Source organism: Hydrotalea sp. AMD (assembly GCF_004100315.1).
In the GTDB taxonomy this organism is placed as follows: domain Bacteria; phylum Bacteroidota; class Bacteroidia; order Chitinophagales; family Chitinophagaceae; genus Hydrotalea; species Hydrotalea flava.
Genome location: NZ_SCKY01000033.1, coordinates 1 through 18033 on the forward strand (window position 1 = coordinate 1; position 18033 = coordinate 18033).

Consider the following 18033-nt stretch of genomic DNA (forward strand, 5'->3'; position numbering starts at 1 on the left):
CGTTTGCCAAACTCAATTGCATTAACCCCTTTGAACATAACTAAATATTTTAGACCTCAATTTACTAATTTATTTAGTTATTTCACCCCCCTATCTCTTATTTGTAAATGTTCTACCTAATCCTATAAATTTATATACTTTGTTTTGATAAATAGAATGACATTTTGTAGTGTAATCATAAAAGAAAGAAATCGTCCAAATTTTATAGACAATTTCTTTCTACTTGTATTTTACTCTTTCCATGCACAAATAATACTTGCTACTCCCATGCCTAAAGCGGTTGGCCCAGCAATTGCAAGTCCAATTGGCCCAAAAGACGAAGCTACTCCTGCAATTAAGCCAGTTACAGCAATGAATTTGTTTGCAGTCGAACTGCATGGAGTACCGCCTTCAATTTCCTCCATTTGTTTTAATTCCATTTTTTTCATCTGTTACAATTTTATTTGTTAATGAATACTCATCTTGAGTTCGTTGACTATCTCAATACGAACAGGGCATACAGTGTTTGCTCCCTCATGCCTTTCAGCAATCCTTACAGTGTCCCTGCCACTGCTGTGCAGTCCCTTTGTTATTTTTTCTTTGGGTCAACAAAGGCAAAATGTCCCTCAATTCGTGGCCACTAAATATGTTTTAAACACTTATTGTGTATATCTTAATTTAAAAATTTGGGTTTCTTAATTTGTTTTGCTTGTTAAACAGTGTTTATTTTCAACTATTTATCAATTCAAACCATTTATCGGTTTATTTCTTTCCTTTAAGCTCAAGTATGCCAATTGCTTAACCCTTATTGATGACAAGCTGTATTATTAGTTAAAATTAAAACCTTTTAACTCCATCCGCTTTAGTAATTTTACTAAATCTTCTACGTAGTTTTACGCTATTTTTATTAAAATATAGAGCTTTGGCCGGTGCACATATTATTTGTATTATATTTATACAAAGTGACTATTGAATGCATGCTGAGGTACAAATAGCATTGGTAGAAGATAAACCTGCTAACCTGTTGCAATTGAAACGATGTACTACTGCTATTTTTTTTAAAAGTCATTTTTTGCCGAAGTAAAATTAAATACAATCATTCCTGAATAAACTTTTTTTAATGTATAAAATAGCTTTCTATTTTTATTCTAGTTTCTTTATTAACCAATAAATCCTGCATCATTTCACCATTTTCCATGATTAATATTCTTTTACAAAGGCTAGTAACATGATTTAAATCGTGACTACTTATGAATAGGGTTGTACCGTATTGTAAGTTAATATTTAAAAGTAAATTCTTAAGTTGTATTTGGGAGCTTGGATCTAGATTAGCAAATGGTTCATCTAATATACAAATTTTAGGGTTCACTACTAAAGCGCCTGCAATTCCTACTTTGCACTGATTACCTTTTGATAAATCCCTAATGTACTTTTGGTTTGTAATAGTTTCATCAAATAATTTTGTATTTGTTGTTATAAATCTATTTATTTCAACATCTGATATATTGTTCAGACTGCCTATAAATGAAAGATACTCCATAGGAGTAAGGTAGCTAATTAAAAAATCTTCATCTAAATATGAGGTAGTGAATTTCTTCCAGTAATCAGTAAAAGATACATTCTGGTCATTTATTAGCACTTCGCCACTATCAGGTTTAATAAGGTCAAGCAATAACCTAAAAAATGTTGTTTTTCCTGCTCCATTGTTACCAACTAATCCAATAATTTCTCCAGGTCTAATTTCAAGGTTTTTTACATCCACCATTTTTTTCCCGTTGTATATTTTTGTAATATTTTTTATCTTAATCATTATTTTAAATTTTTGAAAATCCTTCCAGTAATTTGTATTTATTTTTATTGAATTGTTTGGTAAGAATTTGTAGCCATAGTTTAAGAAAGCAAATACTTGTTATACCAAATAATCCAAAAACTATTATGGTTGTGTTAAGTGAAAATAATTGATATAAAGGGTAAAAGATGATGAATGATACAGTTAACAAACTATAAAAATAGATATACTGATTCATTCCTGTTCCTTGATGATTTAAAAAAGCACTTTTGTTTACATCAAGTCTTTGGTAATTAAACATACCAAACAAACATATCATTGGGATTTGTATTCCAACATTAAAAAAATATGAGCAGGTAATAATGGTTATATGATTTTGCCAAATTAATAAACACATTAAATAAGCTAATGTGCAAAGCATATATAAAATTAGCAGCTTACTTTTAATATATTCTTTATTTTTTAAGTTAAGTACAAAATAAATAGGGAAATGCGAGCTTTGCCAAGAAAATAGGAATTGTCCATAAAAAATAATAGGTACTGCTATTGCTCCAACACTTATTAAAAAAGTAGTGAGTATATCTCCTTTACTAATACCTGTATATTTTACAGAAATAACTGCACCAATTAATAATATTAAAGGAAAAATAATTGCACTAATAATTATTTGAAGTGGCCTATTGTTTCTGAGTATTAGTTTCAGTTCAATATCAAAAAATAATAAAAATAATAGGTGCTTAGAAAACAATGATGGTTTATTTTTTAAAAAAGGTTTCAATGGCATTTTATTATTAGCTATCGTGTCTATGTATAGTAATTGGCTTACTTGATTTTTATAAAAGATTATAACGATGGATAGTGCTACTAAAAGTGGCACTAATAAGACATGATTAGCCACTATATTTTTAAAAATGAATACAGCATATTCATCCATTTGAATTTTAGTATTGAAAATAAGCCCAAAAACAAGGAAAAAAATACTTATTATTCTCCATATCCAAATAAGTAATATTCTAGAGCTATTTATAATGAATTGAACTAAAAAATTGATGATTAGAAAAAAAATGAATAGATAGGTGTACAGTAAAACTATTTCTGGCGTATTGAATAATTCGTTTAAATTTTTGAGTATAGAGGGTATTAATAGTACCAGAAGAATGAAATTATAGCTTGTTGCTATTGATTGAAGGATAAAAAAATTTATGATTTTACTTTTAGGTATGTTTAGTGTTAAATATGGTTGTATAACATTAGCATTTTGTTTTTGAATTACTAAGCGTAAAATAAAATCACTTACGATAATATAAATCAGTATTTCAAAAATTACGTTTTCAAAATTTTTATTGAATCTGGTATATAATAAAATGTATTTTAAATGCCATAAAAAATACATAACAGGTATAGTAGCTAATATGGCATAGAAATTAAAAAAAATTTGAAATAAAAATCCTTGTTTACTTCCATTTTTTCTTAGTCTACTTTTCCAATCATTCAACAAAAGTTTTATAATAACATTTTTTTTAAACACGATTTATATTTTTTTCTTTTAAAATTATTAGAATTTACTGAATGAGATTTTTTTCTAAAATTTTAAATAAAATTGGGTATAATTAACATGTTGTATTATACCCAATTATTATTAATGAACACACTGGCTAAACCATGAACCTACAAGTGTCCATCCAAGGAGAGCGGCAGGTGGAAATACAGTGCTCACAACAGCTGCACCGAGCGCAAGTCCTGCAGTTACTGGTGCACAACTTCCGCCTTCAATTTCCTCCATTTGTTTTAATTCCATTTTTTTCATCTGTTACAATTTTGTTTGTTAATGAATACTCATCTTGAGTTCGTTGACTGTCTCAATACGAACAGGGCATACAGTGTTTGCTCCCTCATGCCTTTCAGCAATCCTTACAGTGTCCCTGCCACTGCTGTGCAGTCCCTTTGTTATTTTTTCTTTGGGTCAACAAAAGCAAAATGTCCCCCAATTCGTGGCCACTAAATATGTTTTAAACACTTATTGTGTATATCTTAATTTAAAAATTTGCGTTTCTTAATTTGTTTTGCTTGTTAAACAGTGTTTATTTTCAGCTATTTATCAATTCAAAATATTTATCGGTTTATTTCTTTCCTTTAAGCTCAAGTATGCTAATTGCTTAACCTTATTGATGACAAGCTGTATTATTAGTCAAATTTAAAAGCTTTTAACACCATACACTTTAGTAATTTTACTAAATCTTCTACGTAGTTTTACGCTATTTTATTATAAAATAGAACTTTGGCCGGTGCACATATAATTTGTATTATATTTATGCAGAGTGGCTATTGTATGCGTGCTGAGGTACAAAAAGCATTGGTAGAAGGTAAACCTGCTAACCTGTTGCAATTGAAACAATTAGCCACTGCTATACCCGGTGTGGATATTGTATTTACGGCTGCCAATGGTGCAGATTGTTTACGGCAATTGCTACAGGTAAAAAAAGAGCCCGATATCATTATCACCGATTTGTTAATGCCGGAAATAGATGGCACGAGTCTAGCTTGTTTATTGCATTATGCCCGCCCTAAAATGCCGGTTATCATCGTATCTGCATTGCTTTCCGAGTATGAAATAGCAGAGTTAATGGATATGGGTGTAAAGGGCTTTCTGGCAAAAGCAAACCTATCAGCCGAAATAATTGCTAAAGCAATTGAAAATGTAAGTGAAGGCGCTGTATTTATAGATGAAACAATGTTTGATAAAGAAAAAGCCTTTGCTGAAATAAAGCGTATACAGCTATTGCCCCGAGATGTCAAAACTATTCAATCGTTCACCAAAAAGGAGTTGTGTTTTTTACAATTATTGGTAACACTGGATGATTACCAACAAATAGCCCGGGCCATGAACCTTTCGGTAAAAACGGTTCATTATTACGCTGAGCAATTACGCGAAAAAACAAATTCGCGTAATAAAATGGGTTTAACGTTATATGCCCTTAAAAATAGATTGGTAAAAATTTATAAAGCTTATGTAAGTTATACTTTTTCTGGCATTCCTTTTTTACTGGTTACTACGTAATTTTATTAAAAATGTAGTGTAGGTTCGTTACATTACAAATAAGGCAAAATATGCCATCAACTATTATTCCTTAGTTTTATCCATTTATCTGATAGGTGTATTAATAATAGTATGCAACTTTAATTTGTCCTTTTTTTGCTTTGTATGATTAGAAAATTAATTTCATATTCGTTTCATAATAATCGTGTATGTCAATCAAATCACCTGTAAAATTTGGCGCTATTTTATAAGAATCTATTTGTGTTGTGTGATAACCACTCAGGGTTCTTAAACCTATTTCTTCTGCCGTATTGGCAATCCCCAGAAAATTAACTCCTTCTTTGTTTAATTGTGTTTTGGTTCTAACTTCATTTACATCTAAATTTCTGCCATAATATTTTGCAATCATAACTAAGCATGCAGGGCCGCAATCCATTTGATTGAGTTGGTGAATAAAGAAAAAAATTGATTTCTTCACTTAAAATAATTATTCAATTCTGCAATTAGTTTACCACCTGAAGAGGGTCTTTCTGCCTTTAAATTTAGAATTTCTCCATTTTCATTGACGATGATGTAGCGAGGAATTTCAAATGAATTTTTACCGTATATCTTCTCCTGGATATTATCTATTAAATTTTTGTTTGCAATTAAATGAGCACCATCTAAGGAATATTTTTTAGCAGTCTTCACCCAATTATTATAATTTGAATAACTGTCTATGGAAATAAATAGTTTATTTATTTTCAATTTAAATAACGCTGAATCAATAAATTTATAGCTATTAAATTCCTGAATGCAGGGTGCACACCAGGTAGCCCAAATATCAATGTATAAACGTTTGCCTTTATAAAGTGCTATCAAATCATTAATTGTATTAATTTTTTTAGTGGTATCTATAAATTTTATATTTTTATTATCATCAATATTTGATTGTGTGTTATTAAAATTGTATTTATTTTGAAGGATTGTTAAATAATAATTATTGGGTGCAAAGTGATTAAAGATAATTAAGTCGCTTTTAGTAACACTCTCCGGAAATAAAGTAATCGCTGCAATCATAAAATTTCCAATTAAATTGGTTTTAATATCATCCGGAGCATATAGTGAAGGCACAAACGTGTTACTGAAAGCATAAGTATTATTGTTTATTTTAAATATAGAGTCTTTAATTTCATTATCTGTTTCTAATTTATTTTCTACCATGTATTTCAAACTTAAATAGCTTGTAACGTAAAATGTTCCAAGCACACATTTCGGTACTGCTATGTTAAAAGGTTCTTGTATTTCTTCCGCCATTTGCAAAATATTTGCTTTGCTCATATCTGCACTAATAAAGTTAATTTCTTTAATTCCTCTTCTTATAAATGGTTTTAAGAATTCATTTATAAGTATTGTTTTGAATTGAACCTTGATGGCGCCTCTAAAGCTTTCTGTTATCTTGTTTTCCTGATATAGGCTATCATATGGATGGGTGTAATTGTTGATGATGTTAATTAAGTTTTTCTTTAATTCAGGAACATTCAAATTTTTTTGCTCAAATAAGTTAAATATAGGTGTGAATTTAGAAATAGGGTATGGATAATTGAATTGATTATTGAACAATATCATTCCTTCAGCATTACTACCTGTTAAACGAATCCAACTGGTATTTACAGGTGGGTTACTGCCTAAGATGGTTGCATTAAAAAAAATAGAGTCATTGGGTTTGGCATATATAAAAAATGGTACACCATCAAACGTTATTTTTAAAAAAGTAGATGTTTTTACAGCAATGTTTATGTTTATTTCTTTTTTGGGTGTTGCATTGATACTTTTAGTAGCCAGATCATGATTGTAAAATATACCTTCATACGGTTCAAAAATATTTAACTGCACATCATGGTCTGATGTTATGACACCTTTTAATAAAAATTGACAAAAAGCAATATTCGTATAAAATAAAAAAATTAAACTAATTAGGTATTTCATAATATGTTATTTAAGGTAGGGGCGATAAGGTCGCCCCTTTTTGTTTTTTAAGATCACTGTATTGAATTATTACAGGTTCCGCCGTATTGGCAGTAGGTCTTAATGTCATTTACCATTGTTTGTAATGCAGGATCCCTTGTATATTCCCAAGTACCCGGCATTCCGGTGCATGAGCATACCCATGTACCGCCCGAAATTTTCTTTTGTGCATCTTTGCTCAAAATGGTTACACCTTGTAACCCTGCAATTGTTTTTAACATACGCTTTTGTTTTGAATGTTTAAAAAATGATTGTTTATGTGTTGCTAGCTAACACCTTGGTAGATTGAACAGGACTCTTTTTTTCATATTCCTTCGCTCGTTCAAATTCATTAATTGCTTCTATATGAAACCGCAGGTCGTCTGTTCTGTAAATAAGTGGAAATAGTTTGTTGTTAATGAGTAGCAATGGCGTTAGGGTTAACTGTTGTTGTACACACCATTGTGCCTGGTTTTGTAAAAAGGGTTGTTGCTGTTTTAAAATCTCAGTGGGTAGTTTTAGCTTGTCAAATTTCTTAACATCGGGGTTAGCATACCAGTTTCCAATAGTTTTAATACCTATTTCCTTGTTGTTAAAGTATGTGTCAGCTAACCAGCTTGCAATCATTGTTCTTGGGTCACACAGGTTTTGATAGGGAACATAGAATACAATTCTTAAAGAAATATCGGCCGGAAATTGTTGTATCAAAGATTTTAATTCGCCATGCGTTTTTTGGCAGGCCCGACATAGTGGATTGGTAATAACGGTAATTTGTGTTGGGGCTTGCTCTGAACCTATGATGATTTCCTTTTCTGTTTTTATATGACTGTCTTCTATTGAATTTGTAAGCTTGTAATAATTTATAAACAGGTGATAGTTTCGCTTAAAACGTAAGAGTTCAATTTCAGCATTGTGCAGTCTGGCACTGTTTTCAAATAATTGCTTTAGATAATACCATACTATACCAACAAGAGCAATGATACATAATACTCCAACTGTAAATTGAGGTTGAAAGGAAATTTCCGAAAAGGAAATTATTGCTACAATTCCTTGTAGCAGCAGAATGGTTATTACAGTAAGACATAAAGGGCACCATTTTTTTATAATATAGGCCTGCTGATAGATAGAATAAATCGGAAATAATATTCCAACAATACTAACTGCCAAGAGTATTGAAATGGCATTTGGTAAAAGCAACAAGTAAATCAATTGCACAGAAAAATATATAATTCCTACATCAGTAAGGTTTATATCTTTCCACAAATTAGCTGCTTTTGAATGTAAAACCCCATTACAATCGGTGCTTTTTGATAATGTGCAAAAACGCTGCAGAAAATGGTTGTTAAAACCTAAACTATGAACAAAAAGCAGTAATGAGCATATGAGCCCTGCAATTGTTAGTAAGAAGTAAGCATAAATATTGATTGTTTGAGTGGGATGCATCCAGAATAAATAAAAAACGGCAAAAGTCAAAAGACTAATGGATAAAGGTCTTAACCAATTACGAATGTTAAGGCGAAATGTTGGTTGCTGCTTGTCAATTACAACGATGAAGCCAGAAAATATTTTCTTAAATTCATCAAAAGAAATTGAAAATAACTTCTCCTGCCCATTGTAAATTTCAACGGAAACTGTTGAAATAACCTTTGCTAATACAAATTGATCAACCTTGTTATTTCTTATTAATGAGAGAAATGGTTCTTTCAACTTTGGTATATTGTCAATATCAATTTGAGCGGCCTGATTTTCAATTTTGAATGCATTGAGTGTATCAGTAATAGAACTAAGTGTGCCAATATCAGGATGTGACAGAAATTGTAATTGTATTTTTTCAATACTTACTTCATAGTTGGTTTGCTTTAACCACTTGTAAATTATGTTAACTGTGTTTTCTTGCATATTGTTTAGCGGTACAGCCTATAAGGTGTTTAGCAATATGTGTCGATTTAATTTTTAAAGCAAAATTTGTGAATGTCGCCATAAGGTTGCTTACAAATAAAATATTATTTTCTATTTCAAAATGTTTTGCATCACCTGTCAGTTTTTATTTCAAATTTTCAATCAATTATTTTTCCGATTTGTTAGTTTGATGATTTCTATCATTCTGCCATATGATTTGCATTTATATATTTTTTTCTTTAAGCTTAAAGAATAAACGAAACTAATACATTATTTATGATATATCTTTAGTAATTTTCCTAAATCTTCTACGTAGTTTTACGCTATTTTTTAAGAAAACGCTTCTACATATCAAATTGTACCCGATATAATTTAATTTTATTCAAAATGTTCCTTTTATGTCTTCAGCCTTCAATTTGGTATTAGTAGATGCAAAACCGGATTACTTATTAAAACTTCGGCAAATGGTGAATACTATACCATTTGTTAACATTTTGTTTACGGCTAATAGTGGTGCTGATTGCTTAAAAAAATTGCAGCAGGTTAAAGCAGAGCCGGATGTGATTATTACCGACTTACTTATGCCGGAACTTGATGGTATGGGCTTGCAGCCATTTTACATTATTCCCGGCCTTCTATACCCATTATTGTATTGTCTGAGCTGATTTCTGAATATGAAATTGCCGAGTTAATGGATATAGGTGTAAAGGGCTTTCTGGGCAAAGCCAACCTATCAGCCGAAATAATTGCTAAAGCAATTGCAAATGTAAGTGAAGGCGCTGTATTTATAGATGAAACAATGTTTGATAAAGAAAAAGCCTTTGCTGAAATAAAGCGTATACAGCTATTGCCCCGAGATGTCAAAACTATTCAATCGTTTACCAAAAAGGAGTTGTGTTTTTTACAATTATTGGTAACACTGGATGATTACCAACAAATAGCCTGGGCCATGAACCTTTCGGTAAAAACGGTTCATTATTACGCCGAACGTTTGTGTGAAAAATCAGGTACAAAAAACAAAACGGCACTATTGTTATATGCCATTAAAAATAGATTGGTTAAAATTTATAAGGCTTTTATTGCCAAGGATGTTTAATATAAATTACAGATTTATTTGTTTTTATAGTACATGATTTTTTTTCATTCTTGTCTGACTAAAAAGTGTAAACTAATGGTTTAACCCCTTTACAGAGCCATATTTCAGCCGATTTCAAAAGATGGGGTGCTCCCTCCAGATTTGAAAAAATCATTTTTTAGCCTGTAATCCTTTACAGAAAAGGATTACAGCGATTTTTTAGTTAAGTTTTGTCGGACAATAATGATTTATTTAAAATTTACTACTACCAGTTAACCTGTTTGCGGATATTGTAATAAAACCGATCTAACAATCGCATTTTTTCAGTTATAATTTCTGCCTGTGCAAATAAACCGAACTGATACTGAAGTGACTTGCCATAGTTCGTTATCAAACTATTTGGAAGGATTACTTTGGATAGATAGCCACTGTCTGTAGGTGTTTGACTAATATATTCTATTTTTCCTGTTACACTACCAAACTGTTCATAGGGATAAGCCTGAAACTTTAATAGTACATCTTGCAGGGTATGTACTTTTCCAAAATTATATTGTGGTATAAACATTTCGGCAAAATATTGCGTGCTTTTTGCCTGTATGTAAAACAATAGTTGTCCGTTTTTTATAAACTGGTTTTGCTGATAAAATCCTGCCATTTGTACCCGTCCGTCAATAGGTGATTTCAGTACATACTTAAATTCCCATTGTTCAATCTGACTGATTAATGATTGTAAAGCTTGTATGAAAGTATTTTTTTGAACAGTGATTTGGTTCTCTAATTCGGCAATTTCTTTTCTTTTGTCATTTTGCTGGGTTTCGTTGCTGACAATAGCAGATTTTATCTGCGGTAGGCTTAGTTGTTTAGAAATAAGCTTACTTTCTTCATTACGATAATCTAGTGCTGAAATAACTTTATCTTTTGCAAGTGATTTGTTTGCTTCAAATGTTTGTTTAGATAAAGCCACATCTTTTTCCAAAAGTAATCTCTGCTCTATTAGGATGGAATGTAAGCGGGTAATGTTGTTCAGGTCGGTTTGCAGCATGGAGCGTTTACGTAAATAAAACCCGTTGCTGATAAAATCTTTAAAGCTAATAAAGCTTTGCATAAAAGTTTGAAAAGGTTGCTGTATTTCTCCCAGATCACTCAAATACTGCTGATTGGTGTAATTTGGAAAGAATTTGATTATTTGGTCAGTTTTGTTCTGGGATACGTATGCCAAGATGGAATCCAGATTTGCTTTAACAAGTGTTACTGATTTAGGATTAGCAATACTTTCCATATAGGCTAAAGCATCCCCTTGTTTTATGCTGTCGCCATTGTTTACGAGTAGTTGTTGCAATTTCCCATCTGTTCTGGTAACCACTTCTTTCGGAGCATTCAAACTACTCAAACGTGCTTTACATATTACTATGTCCGGGTATTGAATAAACCAGCAAACAATTGCCATTATAACAATAATAAAGAAGAATAAAACCGTACCCCAACGGATAAAAAAATTGGGTTTCCGACTGATGAATTCCTGAACCTCATCACTTCTTAAATGAAATGTTTCAGATAAACTGCTAATATCTCCATTCTCATTCACAACTATCGGCATAATGTAACAATTTTAGTTTCCTAATTCTAACTGGTTTTTCACTAATTCGTAATAGTATCCCTTTTCTAAAGCAAGCTCTTCATGTGTTCCTTCTTCTACTATCCTTCCCTCATGCAACACTACTATTTTATCAGCGTTCTTTACAGTACTTAAACGATGTGCTACTACAACTACTGTTTTGTTCTTGAAAAAAGATTGTAGGCTTTCCAATATCCTTTTTTCATTGTTTGCATCTAAGGCATTGGTTGCTTCATCAAAAAAAATATACTCGGGGTTTTTGTAAACAGCTCTGGCAATTAATATTCTTTGCTTTTGTCCTTGGCTGATTCCTATTCCTTCTGCCCCGATTTTTGTATTAAAACCTAAAGGCAGACTTTCAATATAAGAAAGGATATTAGCTACCTTACAGGCATGTATTAATTGCTGTTGATTGATTTGCTCACCATGTAGGGCTATATTGTTGGTAATGGTGTCATTAAAAATATAGCCATCTTGTAATACACTGCTGCATTGGCTACGCCAAAATCTATGGCTGATGTATTTGATATTGGTTTCTCCAATCCTGATATCGCCCTTATAATTTTCGTAAAACTTTAAAAGTAGTTTCAATAAAGTGGTTTTGCCACTACCACTCATACCTACGATGGCTGTTACTTTTTTCTCCAGTATCAGTAAATTAATATTTTGTAATACAGGCTCGTTGCCTGCACCTGTATAGGTAAAAGAAACATTTGATACATGGATGGATTTATCAGAGGGTAAACTGTGTTGCAAGTTACTTTCTTTAGATTCTTCGTTCGCTAAAGTATGTATTTCATTAAGGCGTTCTAATGATAGTTTGGCATCTTGTGCCTGCTGTATAAAGCCAATCAGTTGCTCAACAGGGCTGTTTAACTGACCGATGATGTATTGAATCGCCAGCATGGCACCCAGTGTTAACTGTCCTTCAATTACAGCTTTAGCAACAAAAAAAGTGATGATTATATTTTTACCTTCATTAATAAAAAATGCCCCGGCATACTGATACTGGCTTATTTGTAAAGTTTTAAAGCCGAGTTTAAATAAAGCAATCTGTAATCGTTCCCACTCCCAACGTTTGGGTTTTTCGCAATTGTTTAGGCGTATTTCTTGCATACCATGTACCAATTGCATAGTAGCTGTATTTTCTTTACTGGCCAGTCTAAAACGTTCTATATCTAATTTCCGGCGATATTGTAGAAAAAATCGAATCCAAAAGAAATACAAAACACTGCCGGTAACGAATACTAAAAACACAGGTACATTATACAAAAGCAGGACTATTGAAAAAATAAGCAAATTGATTAATGAGAAAAGAATATTTAAAGAACCTGTTGTTAAAAACTGCTGTATCCTGCTGTGGTCGCCAATTCTTTGTAATGTATCACCTGTCTTTTTTGCGTCAAAATAAGATAAAGGCAATTGCATCAACTTTATCCAAAAATCAGAAAGAATGGAGATGTTAATACCTGTACCAATATGCAACAGCAAATGACTGCGTATAAATTCTGTAATGATACGACCTGTAAATAGAAAAAGTTGGGCAAAGAGTATGATAAAAATGTACTGAAGGTTGCGGGTGTTGATGCCTACATCTACAATACTTTGCGTAAGAAAAGGAAATACCAATTGCAAGGCAGATGCTATTACTAACCCTACAGTTAATTGAAAAAAATATCGCTTGTATTGATTCAAATATCTTAACAAAAAGCCCCAGCTTATTCCCTGGGCTTTGGTATCCTTTTGTTGATAAAATTCCGGAGTTGGTTCTAAAAGTAAAGCAATTCCCGGAACATCATCAGTTGTTTGCAGCCAGTGTTTGCAAAATGCTTCTTTAGTGTATTTAATTATATTATGTGCAGGGTCGGCTACCTCAATTTTCTTTAAATTTGAATTAGGTGTAACAATTACAAAATGGTTTTGGTTCCAGTGAACAATACATGGAAGAGGTGCTTCTTTCAAAAGTCTTTCAAAATTTATTCGAACACTCAGGGTTCTTAAACCTATTTCTTCTGCCGTATTGGCAATCCCCAGAAAATTAACTCCTTCTTTGTTTAATTGTGTTTTGCTTCTAACTTCATTTAAATCTAAATTTCGACCATAATATTTTGCAATCATAGCTAAACAAGCAGGGCCGCAATCCATTTGATTGAATTGGTGAATAAATGGGAAAATTGATTTTTTCACTTAAAATAATTATTCAATTCTGCAATTAGTTTACCACCTGAAGAGGGTCGTTCTGCCTTTAAATTTAGAATTTCTCCATTTTCATTGACGATAATATAGCGAGGAATTTCAAATGAATTTTTACCATATATTTTTTCCTGTAAATTGTCTATTAAGTTTTTATTGGCAATTAAATGCATACCATCCAAAGCATATTTTTTAGCCGCTTTTACCCAATTATTATAATTTGAATAACTGTCTATTGAAATAAATAGTTTATTTATTTTCAATTTAAATAACGCTGAATCAATAAATTGGTAGCTATTAAATTCCTGAATGCAAGGCGCACACCAGGTAGCCCAAATATCAATGTATAATCGTTTTCCTTTGTTAAGTGCTATTAAATCATTAATTGTGTTAATTTTTTTAGTGGTATCTATAAATTGTATATTCAAATTACTATCAATAGTAGCTTGTGTATTGTTAAAATTGTATTTATCTTGAAGGATTTTTAAATAATAATTATTAGGAGAAAGGTGATTAAATATTGTTAAGTCATTTTTAGTAACGCTTTCCGGGAATAAAGTAATCGCTACAATCATATAATCTCCGATTAAATTGGTTTTAATACCAAAAGGAGCATATAGCAAAGGAACAAATGTGTTACTAAAAGTATAAGTATTATTATTTATATTAAATATAGAGTCTTTAACATCATCATCTGTTTCTAATTTATTTGCTATCATATATTTCAAACGTAAATAGCTTGAAACATAAAATTTTGCAAGTACACAACTTAATACTCTTGTATTAAAAGGTTCTTGTATTTCTTCCGCCATTTGTAAAATATTTGCTTTGCTTATATCTGCACTAATAAAGTGAATCTCTTTAATTCCTTTTCTTATAAATGGCTTTAGGAATTCAGCTATCAATATTGCTTTGAATTGAATGTTAATGGTGGTTCTAAAGCTTTCCGTTATTTTGTTTTCCTGGTATAGGGTATCATATGGATGGGTGTAATTGTTGATGATGGTAATTAAGTTTTTCTTTAATTCAGGAAGATTCAAATTTTTTTGCTCAAATAAGTTAAATACAGGCGTGAATTTAGAGATAGGATAGGGATAATTGAATTGATTATTGAATAACAAAATTCCTTTTGCATTGCTACCTGTTAAACGAATCCAATTGGTATTTACAGGTGGGTTATCACCCAAAATGGTTGCATTGAAATATAAGGAGTCGTTGGGTTTAGCATAGATAAAAAACGGTTCACCATCAAAGGTCATTTTTAAAAAAGTAGAGGTTTTTACAGCAATATTTATGTTTATTTCTTTTTGGGGTGTTGCATTAATGGTCTTAGTAGCCAGATAATGATTGTAAAACATACCTTCATAAGGTTCAAAAATATTTAACTGAACATCATGGTCAGATGTTATAATGCCTTTTAATAAAAATTGGCCAAAACCAATATTTGAATAAATTAGAAAAATTAAACTAATTAGGTATTTCATCATAGTATATATTCAAGGAAGGGGCGATAAAGACGCCCCCTTTTGTTTTTTAAAATCACTGTATTGAGTTATTACATGTTCCGCCATTGGTGCAGTATATACCAATGTCACTTATCATCTTATCTACACTTGGGGTATTAGTATATTCCCAAGTACCGGGCATTCCGGTGCATGAGCATACCCATGTACCACCCGAAATTTTCTTTTGGGCATCTTTGCTCAAAATGGTTACGCCTTGTAACCCTGCAATTGTTTTTAACATACGCTTTTGTTTTGAATGTTTAAAAAATGATTGTTTATGTTTTGTTAGCTAACACATTGTTTGATAGAAATGAACTATTTTTTCATATATTTTTTAAGTTGTAACTCTTTTATAAAGTTGCTTTGCAGCTTTATTTTTTATACCTTTTAAATATGCTGATAACATGTTTATTTTAATTAACTTGTTTTCAAAACCTACTGTTGGCGTAATAAGTTTTTAAAATATTTAATTTCACTTTACTTTTGGATTACTCCTGTTCAACTGGTTTGCTATAAATTTAGATTATGAACTTAGCTTGTGTAAATGGTAGATTATCAAAATACTTTTATGATATGGTTTCAACTATTTATATTTCCGATTTCTTAGCTTGGTGATTTTTATCATTCTGCCATATGATTTGCATTTATATATTTTTTTCTTTAAGCTTAAAGAATAAACGAAACTAATACATTATTTATGATATATCTTTAGTAATTTTACTAAATCTTATACGTAGTTTTACGCTATTTTTTAAGAAAACGCTTCTACATGTCAAATTGCAGACGATATAAATTAATTTTATTCAAAATATTCATTTTATGTCTTCAGCCTTCAATTTGGTATTAGTAGACGCTAAGCCGGATTATCTATTAAAACTTCAAAAAATGGTGAATGGCATACCATTTGTCAACATTTTGTTTACGGCTAATAGTGGTGCTGATTGTTTAAAAAAGTTGCAGCAAGTTAAAACAGAGCCGGATGTAATAATAACCGATTTGCTAATGCCGGAAATAGATGGTATGGGGCTTGCAGCCATTTTACATTATTCCCGGCCTTCTATACCTATTATTGTTTTGTCTGAGCTACTTTCTGAATTCGAAATTGCCGAGTTAATGGATATAGGCGTAAAGGGCTTTTTAAGTAAAAAAAAGCTTACCCGTGTTATTCTGGAACAGGCTATTAATTGTGTAAGTTATCGACAGGATTTTATTGATGAAGCTGCGTTTAATCCGGAACAAATTGATAAAGCGTTACATCATCTGAAAAGGCTGCCCTATGAAAAAAATATTACCCAAAAATTAACCAATAAAGAATTACTGCATTTACAATTTTTAGTAACAATGGAGGATGAAGAAAAAATAGCAGAAGTGATGCATGTTTCCTTGAAAACAGTACAATACTATGCCAGCAAACTGCGTAAAAAAACTGATACACGTTCTAAATCAGGATTATTATTATTTGCCATAAAAAACAGATGGGTAAAAATTTATAAGGCTTATGTTAATAGCAATCATTAATAAAAAAACACAGTTAGGTTATTGAATGTATTGATATAAACGCTTTTTCACACTTGTTGTTGTATGCTATTCCATTTTTTGCTTTGTTTGGCCATAGGAAACTTAAAGTAATAAAATAATTGAATCGCATTCCTTTATTCCAAACTTTATGTTCTTTCCCTTCAATCCATGGCTCCACTATAATAATTACTTTGTAACCTATTCCCTTAACCTCAACACATTCTCCTCAAAAAATTTCTCAGTTCTCTTTATCTTACAGCCTTATTTTATTGCATGAAGGCAACTGTATATAAATCAACCGGCAGCTGGTACCAGGTAAAAGCGGAAGATGGAATGTTTTATGCTGCCAGAATAAAAGGAATTTTTAAAATAGAGGGGTTTACTTCTACCAATCCCATTGCGGTGGGTGATATAGTGGATATAACCATTGAGACCGGGCCGGAACAACATGCCGTTATTGAAGCCATTGAACCACGCCACAATTATGTTATTCGTCAAAGTCCGCACCACCGCAAGCATCACCATATTATTGCCGCTAATATTGATCAAAGTATTTTATTCATTACCCTGAAACAACCCCGTACTTCGCAGGGATTTATTGACCGTTTTTTAGTAGCCTGCGAAATGTATCATGTACCTGCTATCTTGGTATTTAATAAAGCAGATATATATCGCGATAAAGAAATGCAACAATATGAACAACTCCATCATTTGTATACGCAAATAGGGTACCGTGTATTGTTGTGTAGTATGGTAACCCAACAAAACATAACGGAGCTAGAAGCATTACTAAAACAAAAAACAAGTTTAATTAGCGGGCATAGTGGGGTGGGTAAATCTACTTTTATTCAACAGCTTTTTCCCGACCTGTCGCTTAAAACATTGGCTGTAAGTGAATGGAGTGGTAAAGGCATGCACAGCACTACTTTTGCTGTAATGTTCGATTTGCCCGATGGCGGTAAACTGATTGATACACCCGGTATTAGAGAATTGGCGTTGGTAGATATTAGCAAACAGGAATTATCGCATTATTTTCCCGAAATGCGGGAACGTATAACGCAATGCCAGTTTAATAATTGTTTGCATATGTATGAGCCGGGATGCGCTGTTAAGCAAGCAGTTGATACCGGCGAAATTGCAGAAGAACGGTACTTTAGTTATTTAAAATTATTAGAAGAAATTGATGAAAATACCTGGGCATAAACTAATTTCCTCCTACATTTTTATCGGCTTTGAATTTTGGGGCTTTACTGGCTGCTTTCATAGCCTTGGGGTCACCGGCAGCTAATTTACCTGCATCTACATTTTTCCCGTTCGACGGGCAGCCATTTCGGTTGGCATGATTGAATAAACCGCAGGCGGAGAGTATCAGGCAGATACTCATCACCCATACTATTTTTTTAGAGAATATCATGTTGTGTATATAACGTTTATATT

General features: G+C 31.7%; 18 protein-coding genes. 5 read left to right on the top strand and 13 right to left on the bottom strand.

The features are described 5' to 3' along the window. Positions 1–230: 230 nt before the first annotated feature. The 4 genes from EO766_RS16450 to EO766_RS16465 form a co-directional block, all read right to left on the bottom strand. Positions 231–428 carry a hypothetical protein gene (locus tag EO766_RS16450; protein WP_074421100.1) on the bottom strand — a complete coding sequence of 66 codons (198 nt, stop codon included), beginning with the start codon at positions 426–428 and terminating at the stop codon, positions 231–233. A gap of 668 nt (positions 429–1096) precedes the next feature. After that, entirely contained in the window at positions 1097–1789 is a 693-nt protein-coding gene (locus EO766_RS16455; protein WP_074421099.1) for an ATP-binding cassette domain-containing protein, read from the bottom strand. 4 nt (positions 1790–1793) lie between these two features. After that, positions 1794–3296, bottom strand: coding sequence for a DUF5687 family protein (locus EO766_RS16460; RefSeq protein WP_074421098.1), 1503 nt, complete (start codon positions 3294–3296; stop codon positions 1794–1796). Between the two features lie 111 nt (positions 3297–3407). After that, positions 3408–3575 carry a hypothetical protein gene (locus EO766_RS16465; protein WP_179855944.1) on the bottom strand — a complete coding sequence of 56 codons (168 nt, stop codon included), beginning with the start codon at positions 3573–3575 and terminating at the stop codon, positions 3408–3410. A 522-nt stretch (positions 3576–4097) separates the two neighbouring features. Here EO766_RS16465 and EO766_RS16470 point away from each other — a divergent pair. Continuing rightward, positions 4098–4826, top strand: a complete 729-nt coding sequence (locus EO766_RS16470) for a response regulator transcription factor (RefSeq protein ID WP_074421097.1) — start codon at positions 4098–4100, stop codon at positions 4824–4826. Between the two features lie 148 nt (positions 4827–4974). On the opposite strand, the gene EO766_RS16475 is transcribed toward EO766_RS16470, so the two are convergent. The 4 genes from EO766_RS16475 to EO766_RS16490 are packed head-to-tail and all read right to left on the bottom strand — an operon-like array spanning position 4975 to position 8690. After that, positions 4975–5283: a cysteine peptidase family C39 domain-containing protein gene (locus tag EO766_RS16475; protein WP_074421096.1), complete on the bottom strand. Its 309-nt coding sequence runs from the start codon at positions 5281–5283 to the stop codon at positions 4975–4977. Then, on the bottom strand, positions 5280–6773 hold the full coding sequence (locus EO766_RS16480) for a TlpA family protein disulfide reductase (protein ID WP_074421095.1): 1494 nt from the start codon (positions 6771–6773) through the stop codon (positions 5280–5282). The genes EO766_RS16475 and EO766_RS16480 overlap by 4 nt, the downstream gene beginning before the upstream one ends. A 53-nt stretch (positions 6774–6826) precedes the next feature. After that, a complete protein-coding gene (locus EO766_RS16485) occupies positions 6827–7033 on the bottom strand; it encodes a hypothetical protein (RefSeq protein WP_074421094.1) in 207 nt (68 codons plus the stop codon). Between the two features lie 34 nt (positions 7034–7067). Further along, a complete protein-coding gene (locus tag EO766_RS16490; RefSeq protein WP_074421093.1) occupies positions 7068–8690 on the bottom strand; it encodes a vitamin K epoxide reductase family protein in 1623 nt (540 codons plus the stop codon). 398 nt (positions 8691–9088) lie between these two features. Between EO766_RS16490 and EO766_RS16495 the strand changes: the two genes are divergently transcribed. Both EO766_RS16495 and EO766_RS16500 read left to right on the top strand, forming a co-directional pair. Further along, positions 9089–9355 carry a response regulator gene (locus EO766_RS16495; protein WP_074421092.1) on the top strand — a complete coding sequence of 89 codons (267 nt, stop codon included), beginning with the start codon at positions 9089–9091 and terminating at the stop codon, positions 9353–9355. Next, a complete protein-coding gene (locus tag EO766_RS16500; protein ID WP_074421091.1) occupies positions 9343–9786 on the top strand; it encodes a helix-turn-helix transcriptional regulator in 444 nt (147 codons plus the stop codon). The genes EO766_RS16495 and EO766_RS16500 overlap by 13 nt, the downstream gene beginning before the upstream one ends. A 244-nt stretch (positions 9787–10030) precedes the next feature. On the opposite strand, the gene EO766_RS16505 is transcribed toward EO766_RS16500, so the two are convergent. The 4 genes from EO766_RS16505 to EO766_RS16520 are packed head-to-tail and all read right to left on the bottom strand — an operon-like array spanning position 10031 to position 15319. Next, the gene (locus tag EO766_RS16505) at positions 10031–11362 is read right to left on the bottom strand and encodes an HlyD family secretion protein (protein ID WP_081301415.1); all 1332 of its coding nucleotides are present in this window, start codon (positions 11360–11362) and stop codon (positions 10031–10033) included. A gap of 12 nt (positions 11363–11374) precedes the next feature. Continuing rightward, entirely contained in the window at positions 11375–13567 is a 2193-nt protein-coding gene (locus tag EO766_RS16510; RefSeq protein ID WP_074420239.1) for a peptidase domain-containing ABC transporter, read from the bottom strand. Next, complete coding sequence (locus EO766_RS16515; protein ID WP_074420240.1) at positions 13564–15060, bottom strand: TlpA family protein disulfide reductase; 1497 nt, start codon at positions 15058–15060, stop codon at positions 13564–13566. Before EO766_RS16515 ends, EO766_RS16510 begins: the two co-directional genes overlap by 4 nt. Positions 15061–15112: 52 nt before the next feature. Further along, a complete protein-coding gene (locus EO766_RS16520; RefSeq protein ID WP_074420241.1) occupies positions 15113–15319 on the bottom strand; it encodes a hypothetical protein in 207 nt (68 codons plus the stop codon). A 578-nt stretch (positions 15320–15897) separates the two neighbouring features. On the opposite strand from EO766_RS16520, the gene EO766_RS16525 reads away from it, so the two are divergent. After that, a complete protein-coding gene (locus EO766_RS16525; RefSeq protein WP_074420242.1) occupies positions 15898–16596 on the top strand; it encodes a response regulator transcription factor in 699 nt (232 codons plus the stop codon). Between the two features lie 273 nt (positions 16597–16869). After that, positions 16870–17799 (top strand): ribosome small subunit-dependent GTPase A, encoded by a 930-nt coding sequence (gene rsgA, locus EO766_RS16530; RefSeq protein WP_074420243.1) that lies wholly within the window; start codon positions 16870–16872, stop codon positions 17797–17799. A 1-nt stretch (position 17800) separates the two neighbouring features. Here rsgA and EO766_RS16535 read toward each other — a convergent pair. Further along, on the bottom strand, positions 17801–18033 hold a 233-nt coding region (locus EO766_RS16535; RefSeq protein WP_287101544.1), incomplete at its 5' end, for a hypothetical protein.